The sequence below is a fragment of the Collibacillus ludicampi genome (assembly GCF_023705585.1).
In the GTDB taxonomy this organism is placed as follows: Bacteria; Bacillota; Bacilli; order Tumebacillales; family BOQE01; genus Collibacillus; species Collibacillus ludicampi.
This window is the reverse complement of sequence record NZ_BOQE01000001.1, coordinates 2043259-2065596: the sequence shown is the minus strand read 5'-3', so window position 1 is coordinate 2065596 and position 22338 is coordinate 2043259. Positions and strand designations below refer to the sequence as shown.

Annotated in this window: 22 protein-coding genes, 1 tRNA gene and 1 pseudogene; 10 read left to right on the top strand and 14 right to left on the bottom strand. The window is 46.4% G+C overall.

The window, feature by feature from the left end; all coding sequences use genetic code 11:
* Positions 1 to 46: 46 nt before the first annotated feature.
* From DNHGIG_RS10430 to DNHGIG_RS10405, 6 genes are all read left to right on the top strand, one after another.
* Positions 47 to 775, top strand: a complete 729-nt coding sequence (locus DNHGIG_RS10430) for an amino acid ABC transporter ATP-binding protein (RefSeq protein WP_282199562.1) — start codon at positions 47 to 49, stop codon at positions 773 to 775.
* 69 nt (positions 776 to 844) lie between these two features.
* Complete coding sequence (locus DNHGIG_RS10425) at positions 845 to 1684, top strand: glutamate ABC transporter substrate-binding protein (protein ID WP_282199561.1); 840 nt, start codon at positions 845 to 847, stop codon at positions 1682 to 1684.
* 365 nt (positions 1685 to 2049) lie between these two features.
* Positions 2050 to 2703, top strand: coding sequence for an amino acid ABC transporter permease (locus DNHGIG_RS10420; protein WP_282199560.1), 654 nt, complete (start codon positions 2050 to 2052; stop codon positions 2701 to 2703).
* 538 nt (positions 2704 to 3241) lie between these two features.
* The gene (locus DNHGIG_RS10415; RefSeq protein WP_282199559.1) at positions 3242 to 3895 is read left to right on the top strand and encodes an amino acid ABC transporter permease; all 654 of its coding nucleotides are present in this window, start codon (positions 3242 to 3244) and stop codon (positions 3893 to 3895) included.
* 108 nt (positions 3896 to 4003) lie between these two features.
* A complete protein-coding gene (locus DNHGIG_RS10410; protein ID WP_282199558.1) occupies positions 4004 to 5314 on the top strand; it encodes a sensor histidine kinase in 1311 nt (436 codons plus the stop codon).
* Positions 5289 to 6200 carry a response regulator gene (locus DNHGIG_RS10405; protein WP_282199557.1) on the top strand — a complete coding sequence of 304 codons (912 nt, stop codon included), beginning with the start codon at positions 5289 to 5291 and terminating at the stop codon, positions 6198 to 6200. The genes DNHGIG_RS10410 and DNHGIG_RS10405 overlap by 26 nt, the downstream gene beginning before the upstream one ends.
* 12 nt (positions 6201 to 6212) lie before the next feature.
* Here the strand turns inward: DNHGIG_RS10405 and trmB are convergent, their stop codons facing one another.
* The 4 genes from trmB to DNHGIG_RS10385 all read right to left on the bottom strand — a co-directional run bounded on the left by trmB (position 6213) and on the right by DNHGIG_RS10385 (position 10331).
* Positions 6213 to 6863, bottom strand: a complete 651-nt coding sequence (trmB, locus tag DNHGIG_RS10400; RefSeq protein ID WP_282199556.1) for a tRNA (guanosine(46)-N7)-methyltransferase TrmB — start codon at positions 6861 to 6863, stop codon at positions 6213 to 6215.
* A 4-nt stretch (positions 6864 to 6867) separates the two neighbouring features.
* Positions 6868 to 7386, bottom strand: a complete 519-nt coding sequence (locus tag DNHGIG_RS10395) for a hypothetical protein (RefSeq protein ID WP_282199555.1) — start codon at positions 7384 to 7386, stop codon at positions 6868 to 6870.
* Positions 7387 to 7488: 102 nt separating this feature from the next.
* Positions 7489 to 8187: a TerC family protein gene (locus DNHGIG_RS10390; protein ID WP_282199554.1), complete on the bottom strand. Its 699-nt coding sequence runs from the start codon at positions 8185 to 8187 to the stop codon at positions 7489 to 7491.
* Between the two features lie 821 nt (positions 8188 to 9008).
* Entirely contained in the window at positions 9009 to 10331 is a 1323-nt protein-coding gene (locus DNHGIG_RS10385; RefSeq protein ID WP_282199553.1) for a hemolysin family protein, read from the bottom strand.
* A gap of 241 nt (positions 10332 to 10572) precedes the next feature.
* Between DNHGIG_RS10385 and DNHGIG_RS10380 the strand changes: the two genes are divergently transcribed.
* Positions 10573 to 10971, top strand: coding sequence for a globin domain-containing protein (locus DNHGIG_RS10380; RefSeq protein WP_282199552.1), 399 nt, complete (start codon positions 10573 to 10575; stop codon positions 10969 to 10971).
* A 304-nt stretch (positions 10972 to 11275) separates the two neighbouring features.
* On the opposite strand, the gene DNHGIG_RS10375 is transcribed toward DNHGIG_RS10380, so the two are convergent.
* The 4 genes from DNHGIG_RS10375 to DNHGIG_RS10365 all read right to left on the bottom strand — a co-directional run bounded on the left by DNHGIG_RS10375 (position 11276) and on the right by DNHGIG_RS10365 (position 13202).
* On the bottom strand, positions 11276 to 11725 hold the full coding sequence (locus tag DNHGIG_RS10375; protein WP_282199551.1) for a VOC family protein: 450 nt from the start codon (positions 11723 to 11725) through the stop codon (positions 11276 to 11278).
* A gap of 430 nt (positions 11726 to 12155) precedes the next feature.
* Complete coding sequence (locus tag DNHGIG_RS21190; protein ID WP_439647733.1) at positions 12156 to 12281, bottom strand: hypothetical protein; 126 nt, start codon at positions 12279 to 12281, stop codon at positions 12156 to 12158.
* Between the two features lie 173 nt (positions 12282 to 12454).
* On the bottom strand, positions 12455 to 12787 hold the full coding sequence (locus DNHGIG_RS10370) for a DUF3147 family protein (RefSeq protein ID WP_282199550.1): 333 nt from the start codon (positions 12785 to 12787) through the stop codon (positions 12455 to 12457).
* A 4-nt stretch (positions 12788 to 12791) separates the two neighbouring features.
* Positions 12792 to 13202, bottom strand: coding sequence for a MarR family winged helix-turn-helix transcriptional regulator (locus DNHGIG_RS10365; protein WP_282199549.1), 411 nt, complete (start codon positions 13200 to 13202; stop codon positions 12792 to 12794).
* Positions 13203 to 13642: 440 nt separating this feature from the next.
* On the opposite strand from DNHGIG_RS10365, the pseudogene DNHGIG_RS10360 reads away from it, so the two are divergent.
* Positions 13643 to 14960 (top strand): annotated as a pseudogene (locus DNHGIG_RS10360) (IS1182 family transposase); the annotation flags it as partial.
* A gap of 222 nt (positions 14961 to 15182) precedes the next feature.
* On the opposite strand, the gene DNHGIG_RS10355 reads toward DNHGIG_RS10360, so the two are convergent.
* The 5 genes from DNHGIG_RS10355 to DNHGIG_RS10335 form a co-directional block, all read right to left on the bottom strand.
* Entirely contained in the window at positions 15183 to 15734 is a 552-nt protein-coding gene (locus DNHGIG_RS10355) for a flavodoxin family protein (RefSeq protein WP_282199548.1), read from the bottom strand.
* A 258-nt stretch (positions 15735 to 15992) separates the two neighbouring features.
* A complete protein-coding gene (locus DNHGIG_RS10350) occupies positions 15993 to 16331 on the bottom strand; it encodes a YqzG/YhdC family protein (RefSeq protein ID WP_282199547.1) in 339 nt (112 codons plus the stop codon).
* A gap of 21 nt (positions 16332 to 16352) precedes the next feature.
* Positions 16353 to 16682, bottom strand: a complete 330-nt coding sequence (locus DNHGIG_RS10345; protein WP_282199546.1) for a hypothetical protein — start codon at positions 16680 to 16682, stop codon at positions 16353 to 16355.
* A 116-nt stretch (positions 16683 to 16798) separates the two neighbouring features.
* Positions 16799 to 16875: transfer RNA gene (locus DNHGIG_RS10340), tRNA-Pro, on the bottom strand.
* Between the two features lie 128 nt (positions 16876 to 17003).
* On the bottom strand, positions 17004 to 17444 hold the full coding sequence (locus DNHGIG_RS10335; protein ID WP_282199545.1) for a thiol-disulfide oxidoreductase DCC family protein: 441 nt from the start codon (positions 17442 to 17444) through the stop codon (positions 17004 to 17006).
* A 219-nt stretch (positions 17445 to 17663) separates the two neighbouring features.
* On the opposite strand from DNHGIG_RS10335, the gene DNHGIG_RS10330 reads away from it, so the two are divergent.
* Both DNHGIG_RS10330 and DNHGIG_RS10325 read left to right on the top strand, forming a co-directional pair.
* Entirely contained in the window at positions 17664 to 18026 is a 363-nt protein-coding gene (locus tag DNHGIG_RS10330) for a hypothetical protein (protein ID WP_282199544.1), read from the top strand.
* A 233-nt stretch (positions 18027 to 18259) separates the two neighbouring features.
* A complete protein-coding gene (locus DNHGIG_RS10325; protein ID WP_282199543.1) occupies positions 18260 to 18397 on the top strand; it encodes a hypothetical protein in 138 nt (45 codons plus the stop codon).
* A 130-nt stretch (positions 18398 to 18527) separates the two neighbouring features.
* Here DNHGIG_RS10325 and DNHGIG_RS10320 read toward each other — a convergent pair whose 3' ends face one another.
* The gene (locus tag DNHGIG_RS10320; RefSeq protein ID WP_282199542.1) at positions 18528 to 22337 is read right to left on the bottom strand and encodes a dynamin family protein; all 3810 of its coding nucleotides are present in this window, start codon (positions 22335 to 22337) and stop codon (positions 18528 to 18530) included.
* Position 22338 lies beyond the last annotated feature (1 nt).

Here is a 22338-nt window from a genome sequence, read left to right as displayed (position 1 = left end):
AATAAAGAGAACTTTCATACTCATCCTGCAACTGGAGGTTTTCCTCTTGATTCAATTTCATCAGGTCAATAAATTTTACGGAACATTTCATGTGTTAAAAGATATCAACCTGCATATCAAAGAGGGAGAAGTCGTGGTCATCATCGGCCCGTCCGGTTCCGGAAAGAGCACGCTCCTGCGATGCATCAACCGTTTGGAGACGGTTAGTTCCGGTGAGTTGATCGTCGACGGGATGAAAGTCAACGACAAGAAAACGGATATCAACCGGTTGCGACAGGAAATCGGGATGGTTTTCCAACATTTTAATCTATACCCACATATGACCGTCCTTCAAAATATTACACTTGCACCTATGAAGGTACGCGGAATCTCAGAAGAAGAAGCGCGCGAGACGGCGATGTACTACTTAAAAAAAGTAGGCATCCCCGAAAAAGCGAATGCCTATCCTTCCAGCCTGTCGGGAGGACAGCAACAACGTGTGGCGATCGCACGCGGGCTTGCAATGAAGCCCAAGATCATGCTCTTTGACGAACCGACTTCCGCGCTTGACCCGGAAATGATCGGTGAAGTCTTGGATGTCATGAAAACGCTCGCGAGAGAAGGCATGACAATGGTTGTCGTCACACACGAAATGGGATTTGCGCGTGAGGTGGCCGACCGCGTCATCTTCATCGACCAAGGGCAGATCAAAGAAGACGCCCCACCTCAACAGTTTTTCACACAACCGCGTGATGACAGAGCCCGGTTATTCTTAAGCCGGGTTCTGAATCACTGATACACATGCGTGATCCACGCTTAGAAGACAACATGTATGATCAATTTCAAGTGCAAGGGGGCCTTTCAGATGAACAAATGGAAAAAGATTGTGGGGGTCGGAATCGCATCGATTCTTTTGACTGTCGGAGCGCTTGGGTGCAGCACCGCTTCAAAAGAAACCAGCTCATCCGGTGACAACAAGGCGGAAACAACGGGCGGTACATTAAAAGCGATCAAAGACCGCGGCAAATTGATTGCAGGTGTGAAATACGATACGAACTTATTTGGACTCAAAGATCCGGCAGACAATCAAGTGAAAGGATTCGATGTCGATATTGCCAAAGCGATTGCGAAAGATATCCTGGGTGATGAAAACAAAATCGACTTGAAAGAAGTTACATCGAAGACACGGATCCCGATGTTGAAAAACGGTGACATCGATATCATTGTCGCAACGATGACGATCACGGAAGAACGCAAAAAAGAAGTGGATTTCTCCAATGTTTATTTCAAAGCGGGTCAATCCCTGCTTGTGAAGAAAGATTCTCCCATTACGGGGATTCAGGATCTCGATGGCAAGACAGTCATTGTCGTGAAAGGTTCGACATCGGCGACGAATATTAAGAAGAAAGCGCCGAAAGCGAAAGTTACGGAATACGAGAACTATGCGGAAGCGTTTACCGCTTTGAAAGCCGGTAAAGGAGACGCTTTGAGCACGGACAACGCGATTCTGCTCGGTATGCAGAAACAGGATCCGAATTTCAAACTTGTAGGTGGGCTGTTCACCGACGAACCGTACGGAATCGCGGTTCGCAAAGGTGACAAGGAAATGCTCGATGAAGTGAATAAAGTGATCAAAAATCTACAAGACAGCGGCGAATATGACAAGATCTATGAAAAATGGTTTGGAGAAAAACCGCAAAAATAATAGACTTCGCAAAGGGATGAGCGAAATTCGCCCGTCCCTTTTTTTCAGATAGACCCCATGCCGCAGGCCACACCATCAGAGGATGAAAGGTGTCTTGGGTGGGCGTAATGCTTTGCGTGAGACAGCGACTTTGGAGGTCGTCTCGCTACCTTATGGACTTGAAGGGGTATATGCTTTGCGCGTAATAGCGACTTTGAAGGTCGTCTCGCAACATTTAATCATTATTCCATGCGAGACGACCTTCACGGAGCATGAGCGCAAAGCATATACCCACTGAGACGACCTCCACGGAGCGTGAACGCAAAGCATACGCCCGCCAAACTACACATTTTTCAAGATAGGCACTCATGATAGGAGTGAATCCCATGCTTGATTTCTCGATCTTATCCAACTATAAACAGGAATTTCTGAGCGGTTTTGCCATAACACTCGAAGTGAGTCTTATGGCTCTTGTAGGAAGCTTCATTTTAGGAGCCATTCTTGCGGTGATGCGATTGGCTCCTTTCAAACCTTTAAACGTTTTATCGCGAATCTATGTTGAATTTATACGTAATACCCCGATTCTCATTCAAGTGTTTTTCTTTTATTTTGGTTTGCCTGCTTTGGGAATCCAACTGACTCCTTTTGTCAGCGGAACGCTCGGTCTCACCGTATACACGGGCGCATTCATCGCCGAGGTGATTCGCGCCGGTATCCAATCGGTTCCTCAAGGACAGATGGAAGCGGGACGAGCATCCGGTTTGACCTACATGCAAACCATGCGATACATCATCTTGCCGCAGGCGGTCAAAATCGTGATTCCGGCCTTGGGCAACCAGTTTCTCAACCTTGTGAAAAATTCTGCGGTTCTCGCCGTGATCTCCGGAGGAGACCTGATGTATCAAGGGGATATCGTTTCCTCCAACACATTCGTTGTGTTCGATGTTTACATTTTCGTCGCGATGTTCTATTTGTTGATCACGATACCATTGAGTATCTTCGTCAACCTCCTTGAACACCGATTGGCAAAAACCGGATAACCATAACGCTTTCTCGGCACTATCAGAAGATGAAAGTTTCTTGTGCTAAAAGAGAACTTTAATGCTGCCACTAGAAACGGAGTAGCTTTTGGGTGGGTTGTATCGCTTTGCGGCGCAGAGGAGAGTAGAAGGTCGTTCCGCTTCCTTCAATTCGTCCAGAGGTCATATGCTTTGCGCGAAATAGCGACTTTGAAGGTCGTCTCGCAGCATTTAATCATTATTCCATGCGAGACGACCTTCACGGAGCATGAGCGCAAAGCATATGACCGCAAGACCATCATCGAACCCAAGCGCAAAGCGATACACCCACCCAAGCACTCATTGTCAAAGTAGCCCTCCATGCCGCAAGCGACGGCGCCATCAGAAGATGAAAAGTGACATTGGGTGGGCGTAATGCTTTGCGTGAGACAGCGACTTTGGAGGTCGTCTCGCGACATCTGAACATTGTTCCGTGCGAGACGACCTCCACGGAGCGCGAACGCAAAGCATACGCCCACCAAACTACACATTTTCAAGGTAGCTGAAAGGAGGCACCCATATGGATTTTGCCGGCACCTACTCGCTGGACAACATCATCTTCTTACTCAAAGGATTCCTCGTCACCATCGAAGTCGCCGTTCTTGCCATACTCGGATCATTCATCATCGGAACGATTGTCGGCATCCTGCGGTACACAAAGATACCCGGACTCTCCCAACTGCTTCTGATTCTTGTCGAAGTCATACGCAATCTACCTTTGATCTTGATTATCTTCTTCGTGTATTTCGCTTTGCCCGAAGTTAAGATCAAGATGGAAGTTGTGCCCGCCGCTATCGTTGCCTTGACGATCTTCGAATCGGCGTTGATTTCGGAAATCGTGCGCAGCGGTTTACATTCCATCAACAAAGGACAAATCGAAGCGGCGAGAGCCTCCGGTCTCACTTATGTACAGACCCTCTGGTATATCATTCTGCCGCAAGCGCTGAAACGAATGATTCCACCTTTGGTCAGCCAATTCATTTCTTTAATCAAGGACACGTCGCTCGCCGTCATCATCGCGCTTCCGGAGCTCATGCATAACGGACAGATCGTCTATGGTCATAATGTGAAATTTGTCATTCCCACATTGCTTTTCGTCGCGATGCTTTATTTTCTATTGAATTACTCCCTGTCGGTGTTCGCGCTTCGCCTGGAAAAGCGTCTGTCCACCTAAATCTGCAAAATCAGACTTTTTTGTACCCTCTCCTTCATGTACCATAGAAGGAGAGGCTTTTCCATATGATTGGAACCGTTTGAACGGATTGACATTCGGAGGGGTAGCATGCACAATCGCATCTCGATCGTTCTCCTCGTTGCATTGGCTACCACGTTCCTGGGAGAACTGAAGATGAACCCGCTAGGCGGTGATTCGTTTCGCTTCTCCTTGGGTACGGCTGCCTTTTTTTTCGGAATCATTTGGTTTCCTTCTGTTCCTCCCCTTATTATCGGGCTTGTGGTTGGATGGTTCATCGTTCTCTTTCGCACAACGTTGGACATGTTCGTACTGGGGTCTTCATGGAATCAACAATTCTTTCTCCATCTGCCCGCGGCCGCATTCTACTTTATTTTTGCGTTCGTTTTGACAGTAACGAACATTCGCGCTCGTCTGGATTCCCCGATTCAAGGAGGGCTCATAGGGGCATTCGGCGAGCTGGCAGGCAACTATGGGGAATTGCTGTTTCGTTGCGTCTTGGGTGAGTCCTACTCTTTAGGATGGAGGTCTTTCCTCATCCTGGCTTTATTCGCGTTGCTTCGGTCTTTTTTCGTGATCGGTATGTACAATATGTTGATGGTGAGACAACTGCGTGCCGTGGGCATGGAACAGCAGAACCGCATGGAGCGGTTGCTCTTGATCAATACCAACCTGTATGAAGAAGGCATCTGGTTGCGAAAATCGATGGTTCACATTGAAGAGATCACCCGGGACAGTTACGAATTGTACCGTCGACTGATACAGCAGGTGAAACGGGGGCATCTGGACAAAGAGTCGGCAAATTTGGCCCTCACGGTGGCACAAGAGGTGCATGAAGTCAAAAAAGATTGCCAACGCATCTTGGCAGGCTTGTCAAAGATCATCCGCCAAGAAGAGCTCACACCGCGCACTCCTCTTTCCGAGATCGTTTCGCTGGTAGTCCGGGCCAACAGCCAGTATGCCGAGATGCTGGGGAAAAAGATCCGCTTTTCTTCCCATGTCGATCTCGACTTGGCGACAAACCGCGTCTACGGTTTGCTTTCGATTCTAAATAATCTGGTTGCCAATTCCGTGGAAGCGATTGAACGAGAAGGACATATCGCTATCGAAACGGCGTTGATCAATGAGCATGTCGAATTTCTTGTTTGCGACGACGGACCGGGTATTCAGGAAGAAGACCGAAATCTCATTTTCCAACCCGGATTTACGACCAAGTATGATACACAAGGAAATCCATCAACAGGGATCGGTCTCAGCCATGTCAGTCATATCGTTTCGACATTTGCCGGACATTTGCTTATGGAACGAACAGACGGCCGGACGATGTTTCGTGTACGCATCCCCACTGCGAATCTGTTAGGAAAGGAGAGTGAACATGAAGCTGCGATTTTATATCATTGAAGACGATCCTGCTGCACGCCGCATGTTAGAACGAATCTTGCAGGAAAGCGATGTAGGAACAGTCATTGGACAAGCGGCAGACGGTGCGCACGTACACTTTGAAGATCTTGAAGGAGCGGACGTGATACTCATCGATCTGCTGATGCCGGGGAGGGATGGGATCGAGACGATCCGTGAGTTAAAAGAACAGGGGTTTCGCGGACGTTTCATCATGATTTCTCAAGTGGAAAATAAAGACATGGTGGCAGATGCGTATCAGAATGGGATCGACACGTTTATCCATAAGCCGATCAATCGATTAGAGGTCCTTTCCGTCATTCGCAGGGTCGCCGAACATGTGACGCTTGAACATTCGTTAGCGACCATCAAGCGCACGTTGACACTAATCGATGATCACGGCACCCACTCATACGAACGGGAGAAGTCGATCGAACAGACGGCGGCTCCGATCCTTTCGCAACTTGGTATCGCCGGTGAATCCGGCGCGCGGGATCTTCTACAAATTATGCAGGTTTTAGACACCCTGTCCGCGAACAAGAGGGTTACAAGTTCAACCATCCCCTTGAAAGACTTGTATGTAGAAGTCTTGTTACGTACACACGGCGAACTTGACGAAGCGCGCCTACAAAGAGAAGTTCGCGCCATGGAACAGCGCATTCGCCGCACCGTGTTACAAGCGCTCGGTCACCTCGCTTCACTCGGATTGACCGATTACACCAACCCTATTTTTGAACATTACGCCCCGCGCTTGTTTGACTTTCAAGAGGTGAGACAGCGAATGCAAGAGATCGAAGAAGGAGAGAAAAACACCCGTTGCCGCATCCAAATCCGTAAGTTTCTCTTTGCTCTTTTCGAAGAGGTACAAACAGCAAAAAGGGGAAGGTGAGTGACCCAACTTCTACCCTTCCCATATCGCCTCGCAACGATAAATCTGTTTTCCCTGCTCGATGAAACGCCGTTCGTATTCTGTGATAACATTCCCGGCGGCAAATTCGCTATGATGCAAATCAAAGGTAATTCCCCGAAGTTGAAAACGGTTCTCCGCAAACTCATTGAGAGAAAACTCGAAGAGTTGTTCATTATCCGTTTTTAAAACGATGGATCCTCCTTCTCGCAAGATTTGCTTGTATAAGCGAAGGTAATTCGTATGTGTCAGCCTCCGCTTGGCATGTCTTTTCTTCGGCCAAGGATCTACGAAATTGATATAGATGCGGTCAACTTCCCCAACGGAAAAAAATGCGGGGAGACGAGTGACATCCTCATGTAAGAAAGCCACATTCGGTGCTCCCGTTTCTTCCGCATGCTTGGCGGCCTTGGCCAGAACGGGGGCGAATCTTTCGATACCGATAAAATTGGTCTCTTTCTCTCGCTGTGCAAGAGCGAGCAAAAATCCGCCTCTCCCCGTCCCCAGCTCGATATGAAGTGGATGATCATTTTGGAAGAAGGATGTTCTCCATTGACCACGATATCGTTCCGGTTCATCAACGATCCATGTGGTCATTTGGGCAAGTAGTTCCAATGCTTTCTGTGTCCCGCGAATGCGTGCCATGTGATCACTCCAACAAACGTCTGCTATGAAAGCTTTTTCTTAATGCGGGGGTGAGCCAAGGGTTACCGGATCGCTTCGGCTCGGCTGCCCGTTTACCGAATCGGTTCGTATGCGTTCGTCCGTCCGATCGGAGCAGGAGTGCCGTTTTCCCATTCGGATCCGTTTGATGTCGGGATGAAGCGGTGTGTTCACGGGAAGTTGCCCCTCGCTTGCGAGAAACCTGTCTCATACCGCCAATCTTCCATCTGTCCCCCTTCCCGTTATTCTTGGCTTCAGGGGGAGTCATCATCCATTGCGGGTCTAATGTACGTTTCGCGAGAAAGTGGCGAAAACGTTTCACTAACGGCTTACCGCCCCGCCATCCTCGAGCAATCATGCGGCCCGCGAAACGGGATGCCCCCACAAGGCGACCCGTGGCACCCATGATTTGCGTGATCCTCCCTACCATCCGTTCCACGTCTTCCCGGTCTTTACCCGTTTTTTCAACAATGGCATCGATCAAACGATCCAAATGTTCATCCATCCTCATCCCCCCGCCGTTCTCACGAGCCGTCTCTCTGTTCACTATCATACGCGAGATCTCAAGACGAGGAAACAGACGTCCTAGAAATTAGCACCTATAAATCTAGGAAACGACATTATGCCGGTCAACGCGCACACGTTTATGTACTTGTTCACGCCGATTGTGTATCCATCCGTATAGCAAAACAACTAGCGTCAATGTCACGGGAATCGCATAAGAAAATGCTCCCCATTGTTCGATGATGCCATGAAGCATACGTTCTTCCTTGATCATCTCACCCGCCGCCCATGCAATCACGGCGGCCCCCACATAAAGGATCACCGGAAAGCGTTTCATCACCCCGGAGAATATTTTACTTCCCCAAATAATGAGAGGGACGCTTAAACCGATACCCATGCCGATCAGCCAGATATTCTCTTTGGCTGCAGCGGTAACGGCTACCACATTATCAAGGCTCATAATAAAGTCAGAAACCAGAATCGTCTTTACGGCACCGATCAAGCTCGATGATCCTTCGATCTGTTCTGTTTCCTCTTCGGACACCATGAGCTTCACCGCGATCCAAACAAGAAGAAGTCCTCCCGCCAATTGGAGAAACGGTATCTTCAGCAGCCAGATGGCAACGAAGCAGAGCAGCATTCGTAAAACGACCGCACCTACGCTTCCCCACAAAATCGTCCTTTTCTGCAAATGTGGCGGCAAGTTGCGCGATGCAAGCGCAATGATCACCGCATTGTCCCCGGACAACACGACGTTGATGAGTATGACGTTCAAGAGCGGTATAATCCAATCCGTGAGCATATCAAAGTTCTCCTCCCCTGGTGATACGTTGGAAAATAAAAAGACCCACATACCACATTCGTGGCATGAAGGTCTTGCATACTCATCTATGAGTCCAAGGAAACCGGGTTGTATATACAACCGAATTGACGACTTCCTTGCCTGAAGCATGCTTCAGGTGCTACTCCCCCTCAGGGATCCTATTTCACATGTAAATCAAGTATATATCGAACTAGCAAACGGGTCAAGAGAAGCTCATGGTTTACTAGTAGTCAATCTCTGATGTCTGTGTCTATTTTTAAAAAAACGGCTGCCACATAGCCATCGTTCTTCTAGTAAGAACCTGCAGGCTGGTGGAGCTGCTCTTGGTATTAAACGGAATGCATGCAAATTTCAATAGATTCGTAGCAAAGTATTTTTTGAAAATTCATTCACATAAATACCACGTTTTTATATAATGACATTAAAAAAGTTTGCCTGAGCTAAAAAAAGGTCGCGAGAGAAAATATATTTTTCCTAGGAAAGACATGAACGATTTCTAAATGATCCGGTTGGGGAGCAGGTTAACAAGAATTTGAATCGAGGTGCGTTGATTATGCTTGACTGGGTAGTGGGGCTATCGGCTATTGGCCTCTTGACATACGGTCGCTATAAGATCAGAAAAATGGTCACGAAACATCTATTGAACATTCGCGAAAAGTAAAAAGTTCTTCTCTCATTGATCATTTCGGTGATTGTATCATGGATCGCCAATCAAGAGATCGCAATACCTTTAATCGGACGATCACCAAGACCCGTACCGAGTATACGCAACACCCCGCAGGTATGCCCGCGGGGTGTTGTTATACTTCTTTCTGGGGCTCCAGTAACGTAAACAGAAGTCGTTTGATACGGAACCCGTCCATTTCTTGAATCGCGACTTCATATGGGCCAATAGCGATGATATCACCGACTTTCGGTACCGGCAGCTTCATCATGACATATCCGGCGATCGTGTCGACCTCATCGGTATCGATATCCAAATCGAAGAAATCGTTGATTTCGTCGATCAACATCGAGCCATCCACTGATGTCCGCCACTCATCGAGCACTTCGATTTCCGGGCGTTCGAGGTCATGCTCGTCCTGAATGTTTCCAACCAGTTCTTCCAGCAGGTTCTCCATCGTCACAACTCCTGCCGTCCCACCGTACTCATCGACGACCACCGCCATTTGTGCCCGACGTTTCTGCATCAGTTTCAAAACACTGCTGATGGAAGCCGCTTCGGCCACCGTCGGGATTTCCCTCTTTAAGTCGAGCAGATTGGATACTTTCTTGCTTTCCGCCATAAACAGGTCTTTGATATGGATCATTCCCACGATATGGTCTTTGTCTTCCATACAGAGCGGGTAGCGTGTATGCCCTTCTCTTCTTGCCACCTCAAGATTCTCTTCCAGACTGTCTTCCACATACAGACATACCATATCGGTACGAGGAATCATGACTTCTCTCGCCACTTTATCGGAAAACTCCAGTACATTGTCGAGCAATTCCCGTTCTGTTTCATCTAAAACCCCATGTTGATGGGAAGTATTCACAATAAATTTGATCTCTTCTTCAGAATGCGGAGCGTCAAGTGCCGGACCTTCCATATGTAATCTTCTCATCAAGAAATCAACAGATTTGTTGACAAACCATGTGAGCGGAAAGGAAACCCGGTAAAAGAGATCAAGCGGATGGGCGGTCCACATCGCAAATCTTTCCGCATTTTTGATCGCGATCAATTTCGGCAATTGTTCTCCGAGAACAAGGACAAAAAATGTAACCAAAATGAACGAAAGTGTACTATTTATGACATCGATCGTGCCAGGTGATACGTGAAGACCCATGCCTTGCAAGAGATTGAATCCTTTTTCGAAGAGCGGTTCAAGGATATGTGCCAGAGTCGGTTCGCCAATGCGCCCCAATCCGAGGCTTGTTAAGGTGATTCCTACCTGACAAGCAGCCAGATACGCATCGCGTGTTTCCAGCATATGTTTCACTTTTTCCGCCAGTGTTTTCCCTTCCGCTGCCAATTGCTCAATGCGAGTAAACCGTAATGAAACCAGTCCGAACTCTGACATAACAAAAAATCCGTTCACCAATAATAAAAATAAGGACAACAGCCACGTGGATGAATCAGCCAACGACTCCCCCTCTCCGCTCAAATGAGCTTGGGGGATTCACCTCCATCATTGATGTTACATGTAGTATATCATAAGTATATTTGCAGTGCTCCATTCATTTCCACATGGAAGAGGAACGTTGAGGGCAAATCTCTTCCTTTTTCTTTGCCCTTTCCTTTACAATGAAAGCAAACGATGAAAACTCTTTATCCGGTACATCCTATTTGTATCCTTGTTAGACTCGAAAGGACGGAACAAGACGATGGAGTATTATGAATCCACCCTGTACGAACTCATCGGAGGGGCAGAAACGATTCGCCGTTTGGTGGAAGCGTTCTACTCGAAAGTAGCTGTTCATCCGGATCTGAAACCGATTTTCCCGGAAGATTTTACGGAAGTGAAAGAGAAACAATATTTATTTCTCACCCAATTTTTTGGCGGACCTCCTCTCTATAGTAACGTATACGGACATCCGATGTTGCGTGCACGCCATATGCAATTCCCCGTCACGCCCACGCGAGTCCAAGCATGGCTCTCTTGCATGAGCGCTGCAATGGACGAAATCGGGCTCGAAGGTACTTATCGTGACGCCATGTTTGAGAGACTCAAAATGACCGCTCATCACATGATGAATACGCCTGAAGAAAAAGAAGCCACTTGATTCATGGTGTATGAGGCTGTTGACAAAGAAGGTCAACAGTCTCTTTCTCTTTATCAACAACCTCAGCGTTCCATATTGGTGCTATTCACGAGGATTGTTAGGGTAACTAAGCTACCTATTTCGCACGACTTCAGCCATGTTGTAACTAGAGATTTATGGGATTGAACCAAGAGTTCAATGGAGCGTTTGACCAGCGAGAAAACGGAATGATGGAATAGCAAGAACGGAGGAAAGTTCCTGCTGTTCCTGGCAGGCACTTTCTACTTCTAAAAATGCGACATTGAGTTTGATTCCCACTTCATTTTTAATTGAACCATTCTTCTAATGTCATCATTTCAAATTCTTCTTCGAAGTCTAATCGTAAAGGTGCAATCAGCTCAAGTGAGTTTCCATCAGGGTCATGAAAATAAATCGCTGCATGAGCATGTGGATTGTTTGGTAATACAAGCGGTTGTTTGTCGGGTGGAAAATTAAAAGCTGTTCGTACCGGTATTCCTTTTTGTTCTAGCCATTCCTTTGCTTTTTGAATGTCTTCCAAATCAACTTGGAATGCAATATGTCTTAATGAAGGATGGTAAGGAGTTTTTACTTCGTCAGTTTCCCAGAGCCCCAACCAACTGCGTCCTTTTTCAATCCAAAAAAAAGCTATTTTTTCACTTTGATAAGCAATTTCTAATCCTAACCTCTTATAGAATTCAATTGAATTAGAAAGATTACTAACTGGTAAATGTGCTTCATATAACCCCTTTATCACTCTTCTAACTCCCCCTTTAACTGTTCTAGCATTAGCCCGCTGTACAAAAATGATCGTGTTTCCGAGACAGAAAAAAGTCATGAAAACAGGTATACGCTTACAAAAAAGGACTTTTTTATTACACTCGTGTTTGGTTTTGCCATTCGCTCATCGACATGAGCCAGATCGGCCCATTAGGGCTTGTGGGAAGATTGCAAATCAGTTCCAGATTGTTTCCGTCTGTGTCGTTAAAATAAACGGAGGCGTTTCCCAGATGAGGCCGCACCACCGGCTCGTTTGGAGAAAATCCTTTGTGAGTGACGGGAGAGATTCCCGGTTGGACCAACCATTCAATCGCCTGGTTGATGTCCTGAAAATCTACTTTAAAGGCGACATGTCTTCCATGCCCCGGAAAGCTTCCTGGATGATGGTCAGGGAAAATTTCCGTTTTTCAGAGCCCCAAACATCTTACGCGCGGGACGATCCAAAAAATGACGACAGGATCTTCACGAAACCACAAGGTTAACCCCAATTTCTCATAAAAGGCGACGGAACGGTCAAGATCCGTTACGGGCAAATGAGCTTCATACAAACTTGATCATGGTCAGTCCCCTTTCTGTTTTTTTGGAAACACATATTCAACGTCTCTTCCACTAAATTTCTATTCATCCTCGCTCGCTTTTCCTGTTCTCTCAGCAAAAGCTTTAAAGATTGGACACACTACAAACTAAATTCCATGTAAAGTAACCGTTAATTCTGCGAGGCTTGGACTAAACAAGTGATCACACCCCATATGCCGATACCTATAAAAAGAGACAACAGGAAAGAAACATGGTACCTCAGGCAAAGAACAATAACAAGTAATAGAAGTGCAGTTGGGATTAATCCCCACAAAACTCCCGTCAAAAAATCAGCAATTTCCCTGGAATTTTGTTGTCCTACTGACAACCAAAAGGCGGATAGCAAACTGACCAGTGGTAGAGCTGCAATCCATCCCCAGAACGTGGGTGATCTATTCGCTAACCAGGTGACGAACAAAATAACTAAGGCAGAAACTAGTGCTTTGGCTAACGTAAAAAGCATTAGATTATTGTCCCTCCTTAAGATGCCTTAGTAGCAACGAAAATCCCTTAAAGATTTGTTCTTTATCTTCTTTCGGCATGTTACGGAGTAAATTATCTAATTTTTCAATATCCAACCCCGTGTGTTCTTCAAGAGCTTTCCAGCCCAATGGGGTAACCTTTAGTTCGACAACTCGTTCATCCTCTCTTCTTCGTTTCCGGGAAAGCATTTTTTTATCGGCTAGGCGACGGAGAATCTCGGAAGCTGTGTTATGTGCACAACCTAAATGTTCAGCCACCTCGCGGACAGTAACCCCCTTATTCATTGCAATATATTGAAGTGCACGGACAGATGAGTGCGATAATGGAATGGTAAACTGGGGATGACAGTGGTAATAAATTGAAGTAAATATTCGAGAAAGTTCCTGGGCATTCATAATGTCCCTCCTATATCGTTTATAAGGATTATATCGTATAAAACGATATATTTACAAACAACAAATCATCTTCGAGTATTTTTCATAGCTAGGGGTTTTTGTTTCAAAGAAGATGTAGAACCAATTTCCTATTCTAGAACCGCTACCTGTAACTAAAGCCACTTTACCAACAAATTGCTCACATGTCTGCTCCTCCGATTTTATTCAATCAGTCAATCCATTTTCAGATGATTTTCCTTTATTTTACACACGAACTGATAGCAATTACTTTTTTGGTTCACTAGGCATTTGATTAATTATGTTCATTCCTAGCTGAAATTCCGGCAAAGAAAAGGTGAATCCCAATGGTTTATCCAGTGGGCGAGGCTGTTGACCAAAGAAGGGTCAACAGCCTTTTTTGGTTAATCGGAATAAAAAAAATTCCGAAGGAAGGTTCTCCTATGTTCGGGACGAATGCATCCAGAGAGTTTCAAGCGGAGACGGTCAATATAGAGGACCTTGTTCCCCAAGATCACTTGCTTAGAAAAATCAATGAAACCAACGACTTCTCGTTCATTGCAGAGAAATGCCGGCCATTGTATTGCAAAGATAATGGACGCCCCTTTATTGACCCGGTCATGTTGTTCAAGATGCTTCTCATTGGTTACCTGTACGGTATTCGCTCGGAAAGGCGACTGATCGAAAAAATTCGAGTCAATATCGCATATCGTTGGTTTGTTGGTCTTTTCTTGACCAATCCTGTCCCTCATTATTCTACGTTCAGTCAAAATCGCCGCCTTCGATTTCAACAGTCCACCATTTACCAAGAAATCTGTGACGAGATCGTACTTCAGGCAATGAACCACGGGTTTATTGAGGGAAAGCAATTGTTCACCGATTCCACGTTTTTAAAGGCTAATGCCAGCAAAAGCTAGTTCAAGAAGCAGAAAATCACCGTTCCCCCAAAGATTACGTAGAACAGTTGGAAAAATCCATTGACGAAGATCGAATTCAACACGGCAAAAAACCGTTAAAAAACGAAGCCGGCTTAAAAAAAGAGAAATCCGAGTGAGCACCACGGATCCGGACAGCGGTTATATGATTCGGGATGGAAAAACCGAAGGGTTCTTCTATTTAGACCATCGAACCGTTGACGGAAAGTACAAATTCATTACGGATGTGTATGTAACGCCTGGAAACATTCATGATTCCTTCCCATATCTTGAACGGTTGGATCGGCAGATCTCTCGGTTCGGATTTCAGGTGGAGGAAGTTGCTTTGGATGCCGGTTATCTCACTATGCCCATTTTACAATTACTTAAAAAACAAGATATTTTTTCCGTGATTGCTCACCGGAGTTTTCGGCCAAAGAAAAGTCTGTTCTTCAAATGGCAATTTAAGTACATACTAGAAAAGTACACATATCTGTGCCCTCCCAAACATGAGCTCTCCTACAAAACAACCAACCGCTTCGGATTCCGCGAATACAAATCCGACCCGAAAGTGTGTAAGAACTGTCCTTTTCTATCCAAATACACTCATTCCAAAACCTTCACCAAAACGATCACTCGTCACGTTTGGGAAGGCGCGAAAGAGTAGGAGCGTCAAAACCGTTTAAGTGAAAGAGGCAAAAAACTGTATAAACGACGGAGTCAGACCATTGAACGCAGCTTCGCTGACGCCAAAGAACTTTATGGCCTTCGTTACGTACGTTACAGGGGAATTGCTAAAGTCAGAGAGCAATGCCTCCTGACTGCCGTGGCTCAAAAAATCAAAAAATGGCTTTGCTCCTCTCAAAGAGAGGAAAAGGCTTTGTGTTATGGTTTTTTCAGCATATTAAATTTCCTTTATCTGTTTATTCTCATGAAATATACAACCCCTGGCCCTTTTCTCACGAAAAGAGCCAGGGGTTTGTCATCAAGCTCAATCACTTGATTCATGGTGGCTTCTTTTGTACTGCAGACGAACACCCCCTGCTGCTGAGACAACATCCAACATTCACTACTTTTTTGCCCCTTCTTTCAACATCCGGTTTATTGCAGCGGCCTGATCCAACGCAGCCTCATCCTGCAACACTTCCCCCGGTTTATTCCCCTTGCCGATCACATAGCCGGCAAACGTCATCCCTATGTATTTGAAAATGAGCGAAAATTGCTGTACCAGCGGCAAAGCTTCCACTTTCGGCTGATCTCCGCCGACAATAACGACGTACGCCTGTTTTTGCGACATGATCTCTTTAAAGGAAAACCGTTTGTCCCGCAGGCTTTGTGACCACCGATCGATACATGTTTTCATGTTGCCCGACATGCCGTACCAGTACAACGGAGTGGCAAATACCACCGTGTCATGGGCCAGCAATGCCTGCAACACTTCTTCGTAGTCATCCTCCACATCAGGAAAGCCCTCTGCTGTGTGACGCATATCCCGGATGGGGTCTATCTTTTTCTCGCTCAAAAAGATCTTGGTGCACGATAACCCTTCCGTTACTTTTTCGGCGAGAAGTTCTGTGTTACCGTGACGACGCGTACTCCCGTTCAAGACCAGAATCTTCATAAGGTTGCTCCTTTCAAAAGACAAATCATCCACTACCAGTTTACTAAATCTTTCCCGTTCCATGGGATACTGTTTTAGCTGTGAAAACAGTGATGGTTCAGCCATTCAACAGGGGGACTACTTTTTAAGCAATCCAAAAAACGCTACCTTCCCTATATGATCTCCCCAAGAGGGATCGACCCATTATAACAATGGACATTTTTTCACTGTCCACTTCGAGGGGATCATATCATGAAAGATAGCGTTTTCTTATCCAACTTAACGTTTTACCTCTTGAAACCGTACGGAGATGACTTTTTCCGTGGGTGTTTCAAATGTGATCCTCACATACACGCCCCATTCGCGATGATCCTGTCGGAGCCAAAGTTTAAACGTTTCTTCCGTGACCGTAGGTGAGCGTTGCTGCCGACCCACATGCTTATAGTCAACGATCCTGGCGCGCGGGAACCTCTTATATGTTTCGTTCATCGCCAAGCGGCCCCATTTCGCGTAGGCAGGTTCCATCTGTACAGTCAATGGGTAGGCATAAGCGGAGGGCTTTGCGGTTACGATGAAAGCGAGGGCACATAACCATTTGCACACGATGCGACTGTACATTCAACTCCCTCCTTTCGCGGCTTACATCTTAGTATGTTCAGCATGAGACCGCCCTATTTGCGATGAGCCATGTGAGACCGTTTTCCCTTCGATATAGAAATGAAGCAAGTTCCCGTCAATATCAGATAATTCCACCAACTCAGGGATTCCCGGTTGAGCATCCGTTTTCATTTCAGCATGAATACCATTTTGTTTGAAAAAGCTTACCGTTTCCTTCAAAGAATATTCAGAATCAATCTGGAAAGTTAGTGTGCGAAGTCCGCTTTTAGAAAAATACAAAAATAAATCCCCTTTGATTTTTAGTGATTCTTGAATAAAAGAAAAGAGGGTGTCCCAAACGTGTGAGTTCAAGGGACCCCCTCTTTTCAAATGTTACATTTGTAAACAAAAAGAAATCGCCCCCAGGTATGATAAGAGTTGTCGAGAACCCATTCCGAAAGGAGCGATTTCTTTTGGCCTTATACCTCTGGTCGGGATAGCGGGATTTGAACCCACGACCTCACCCACCCCAAGGGTGCGCGCTACCAGGCTGCGCTATATCCCGAGACGTCGATCTCACGCAACATATGCTATCCTATCACGTACACGCCCCGCGTACAAGTCAAACGATCGGTGAATCTTGAACAAACGCATCGACAGGAGTACGTGAAATAAGAACCTCTTCTGTTTCCTTCATGAATCGAGTAATCTCTCCCGGATTTCTTTCGTCGGTATTGGGCAATGCTCTCTTTTCCCAAAAATCCTGTACCGGTTTTTCGCCAACCATCGGTACACCGCATCCCGCACGAGCTTTGGGACGAGCATAAAAACATAGAAAAGTTTCCATGGCCCCTTTAACTTTCTAAAGATGCGAAGCACCGCTGTCGAGTGGGTATAGCATTTCCGCTTCTCTAAGAGAACGACCGAGTCCATGGCTTCCACATTCATCGCATAAGAAAGCAACAGGGAACGGGCGATGTCCGATTGAAGAGAAGCGAAACGAAAATACGCCAATGGGTCATGACGCACAATGAAAGAAACCCAAAAGTTGCAAAAAAGACACTTCCCATCGAAGAGAACGATCGCACCCTTTAGGTTTTCTTGGAGAACATGATTAGAGCGGGCGTCTCTCATACGGCTCCCTCCTTTTTTACATTCGTCCGATTCTCTGATTCAAAATCCCCATTATTATACATCGAGAAAATCAGTCAGTGGGATGGATATGCAATGGTTATTTCAGGTCTATATGACTCACCCTTTGGGTATACTTTGAATACAATAATACACAATTATTTGCACAATTAAATGAACAAATATTTGCTCATTGTATTATAATGAAGGTAGGTGAAATCAATGAGTAAACGAAAGGAGTTTCTCCATATGGTCACGTTTTCGAAAGAAGAAACTCTCCCCGCAAGAAGTTTGCGAACCTTATCTCAAAAGGAATTATTAGAATTATTGTCAAGACATGAGAAACTCGGTTTAATTGTCAACGACGAGTTAAAAATAGTCATGTTAGAAGTGGAAACCCTGGAAGCCATGGTAAAACGGATCAGAGAGTTAGAGGATCTTGTCGAGGATATGGAATTGGCTAAGACGTTAGGGGATCGTGTTCATGCTTTAAACACCGAATGGGAAGCAAAACCTGAAGTGATATCTTACGTGGATTGGTTTTTGCAAGGGACGATTCATGAAAAGGGTCGGTCGGCCGAATGAGGAAGGAAATATTTCATCGAGAATTTAGAGTGACTGACTTACCGAAAATTGCAGCCGTTATGAACGCAAGACAGTACCTAGAGTTTGCACAGTGTTTGAAAAAAGAGATCGACTTCATTCAACGAGACCCTATAAATAATGGTTCGAGCCCATGTGTATTTCCACCGCTTAAAGATTATCGGAAGAAAAAGTTTTTCTCTGTTCGCCGTCCGCCAGAGGGGGAAACTCCTGACATGCGTCTGATTTACCGCTATGACGCGTCCAATGATACCATCTACTATTTAGCGGTGGGGAAACGCATCAACACCAAACCTGTTAACCCGGAAGACATGTATCAAAGAATGAAACGGCGCGATTTGATTTTTGATTGATTCATGAATTTGCCGGCTTACTCTCATACGGCAGGCATTGCGTTCACGCCGCAAGAGATTGACTTACTATAACCAAACGCCCTTGCGGAAACCATCCACAAGAGCGTTTCGGAGCATGATTCAGTCATGATCAAGAATCGGCCATCAAAGCCATCAAGGACAGACGCTTCTCTTCCAACTCACGTACATCCATCTGCAACGAAAGCGCTGCCTCAAGCCCTTTCGCATATTCTTCAATTTCCGCATGTACTATCGACTTATCCTCTTGCGCCGCTTGGCGGAACGATTCCAGATAAACAGCTTTAAGCCTCTCTTCCGCAGCCTGCAGATAGGCAGTGACGGGTTCTTGAAGCCGCTTCTCCAGATCCTCTTTCATTTTCTCTTTCATATTGTTCTCAAAAAAATCTTTAGCGTTCTTATAAAAGCTTAGTGAAGGTGCGAATGTTCCCCGATCCCCAGGCAGTTGTTCACTAAACTCAGGGGTCTCGCGGGTAAAGGGCATAGGGGCTTGCAACATGCATGCCGGCCATACACCTTTCACCACGTCCGTGATCTTGTCGTGAATGCGCTGCACACTTTTTCCTGCCGCTTTTTCTACCCGCAAGGCGGTCGCACGCATTTCCTGTGCCAGATCATAACCGATAAAGCGTAAAAGTTCATCGAGACACTGTGATAGGGTCTTCTTGATATCCCTTCCATCGTCCTTCAAGACAGCCGGATTGAACGATGTTTTGAAGAGATCAGGGAAGCGCAGGAAAATACGCTGTTTTACATAGTACATTAATTCGCTGATTTCCTTCTCGATCGAACGCTCTTCTGATGCGGTCTCGATCTCCCGGATCCCCTGTTCGATACTTTGTCGCCCTCGCGCAATCTCCGCGAGTTTTGCCGTACGAGCCGATTCCGCTTCATTGGCCATAGCGATTAATTCGTCCAGCGCGGCAAGGGATTGCTTCACTTCTGCATAAGCGGCTTTGACAGCGATCGCCGTCAATTCTTCAATCGTGAAAGTAAAAAAGTCTTTCTCGAATGTTGCAAGTCCCGATCGCTCAAGTCCGCTCTTCGTATCCGGCAAGGGCGAGTCCGAACCGATTCCCATCCGTTGTCTGTACAATTTTTCTTCTCCATCGGACAACAGCCCTTTTCCGTGCATGCGCGCCAAGAGTGCCGTTTGACTGGAAACCGGATAGATGCGCGGCATCGAAATCCCGCATGAAACGAGATTTTTCCGCACATGTGCGACCACTCCGGACAATTCTTCCTCCGAGTGGGCCAGATCTGCCGCGTTGACGATGAAGAACATTTTATCCATTTCAAACGTATCTTTCACGCGTCCCAATTGGATCAGAAACTCGCGGTCCGCAAAAGAGAAGGCATGGTTGTAATACGTCACAAACAAGACCGCATCCGCATTTTTGATATATTCGAAAGCCACTCCCGTATGACGGGCATTAATCGAATCGGCGCCCGGCGTGTCTACCAGGGCTATGCCTTGCGCAGTCAATGGACAATCATAGTACAATTCGATCCACTCGGCAAAACACGCTTTTTCCTCTCGCGCCACAAACTCCTGAAAGGCATTGAGATCGACAAGCTGTTCTCCTCCCAAATGGGGACGCATCTCTTCGATCCCCCTCGCGACCGCTTTTAAAAACGTATAATGAGGCTTCGCGTTGGGATGGATCGCTGTGCCTTCAAGCGTTTCGATGTGCGCGACGGCTTCGTCGAAGTCTTGCGCCTGCCGTTCAAAATAGGAGAGCGAATGGCAGACATCTGCCATCATTTCATCCAGACTCTTGATCTTCACGCGAACCGTTCCATGCGGATACTTCTCGGTGGGCGGCAGAATCTTATTGATGGCAGCCGTCGTCGGATTCGGGGACACTGGCAAAACGCGGTTTCCCATGAGTGCGTTCGCGAACGATGATTTGCCGGCACTGAAAGCACCGAATAAAGCCACGGTAAAGAGATTGTTTTCAAGCCTTTCCGCCCGTTGCACCATCGCCTTGGCTGCCGATTGCATGCCGATGACATCGGAGATGACTTTCGACGCATTCCGCAACATGTTCGCTGTATGGCGCAGCTGTTCTTTATAGGTCTCATTGCCGGTGCTTTCTCCTGGCTGTTCCGGTTCCTTTTCAGCAAAAAGATTACCACCGTCTTCGGAGGATGGAGTCTTTGGAACATCGACGATCTTCGAAACAATGGCAGCCGATTCTTTTCTTTGCAACGGAAAAGTAGGCTCCGCAAACAATACGGAATCCGTCTCGACGCCCCCTTCCGGCTGACACACAAGCATGCGCTCCGGATCGAGTTCCCAATCGATCTGCAATTGATTCTGTAAAGCGGCCACATATCTTTGTTCAGCCTCGGCAATCTCTTGCAAACGCGTTTTCGCTTCGATCACACGGGTCAGTTCCTGACTCTCCTCACGAAGCGAGGCGATTTCCCGTTGAACCGCTTGTTGGCAGTATGCCACCGCTTCTTCGATAAAAGCCGAAGCGGTACGGCGGTACATACTTCTGATCTCACCCGCGAGTTCTTTTGTGAAATTGTAAACATATTCCTCCACGTGACTTAATGCCCCTTCTTTGACCGAGCGCTCGATCAAATCAGGACCAAAGGAGAGATCGATCGCATACACCTTTTGTAAATATTCTTCCGGCACTGGGCCAAAACGTTCGGGAATTCTTGCAAGAAGCTCTTTCATATGCCAATCCAACTGGGAAGACACCCGTTCCCGCAGTTCTTCGTAAAGCGCTTGCAAGCGGCTTTCCTTTTCTGCCTTCGTTTTATTTGCGGCAAAAAAGAAACCGACTTTGAAACCCGGTTTGCGGCTTTGCAAATACAAGCGCGCCCGCTCGGTGGTTGAAAACGGTGTCAAAATCGCATGATCGATCAAGGAAAAAAGCTCTTGTTTTAATTCATGTTCCAATTGACCGGGCTTTTGTTCCAGCGCTTTCATCTCGCTTTGCAGAACAGCGAAACGATCCAGCGTTTCTTGTACATTCTCCGCCTCCGCAAGCACCGTTTGATACATCTGCCGCTCTTCGTCATTCTCCTTCGCTTTCCACTTGCCATGTTCCTCGATCAGATAAGCGGCCGTGTGCAACACGCTGTGGAGGATCAATTGATCTTTGACTGCGAACAGTTGTTGAATGCGCTGTGACAATTCCCTCAATTGATTTTCGGGATGGAACGGCTCAGCCAATGTCGTGAAATACATCCCGTCGGGTTCAATTTGCCATGTGGAGAATCCTTCCTGTACACTCTGTTTAAATTCTTCAAACGTGAGTTCCCAATCATTGTGTTTATCGATCTGATTGATCACGAGATAAACCGGCTTGTTTCGTTCTTTCAATGTCTTCGTGAATTCGAAGTTCACTTCGGACTGGACGTGATTATAATCCATCACATAAAGAATCACGTCAGCCAAGTGAAGCGCCGATTCGGTCGCAATTTTATGTGCATCATCCGTCGAATCGATCCCCGGTGTATCCATCACTTGCACCCCAGAAGGCAATTTCTCCGTTGGGTGACTGATTTCAACCGCTTCCACCGTGTCGCCATTGATACAATAGTTTTTGATCTCATCCAGATGTTCTGCGGAATCGAATTCAATCATGTCTCCGCTTAACAGATACGCTCTGGCGAACGATTCCCCCGAACGAATCGTTACCACATTCGCACTGGTAGGAATCGGGCTCGTCGGCAATAACTGTTCACCGATTAACGCATTGATCATACTCGATTTTCCCGCGGAAAAATGTCCGCAAAACGCAAGCACGAACGTATTATTTTGCAATTTTTGCAATAAATCGTTCATTTTACGGCGATTGACTTCATCACCTGCAAGAGCGAATGCATGCGCAATAGCCGCCAGTTTCTCAGAAAGTTCTTGACGCGTATTGACAGTGACTGCACCCTGTACTGGAGTCATC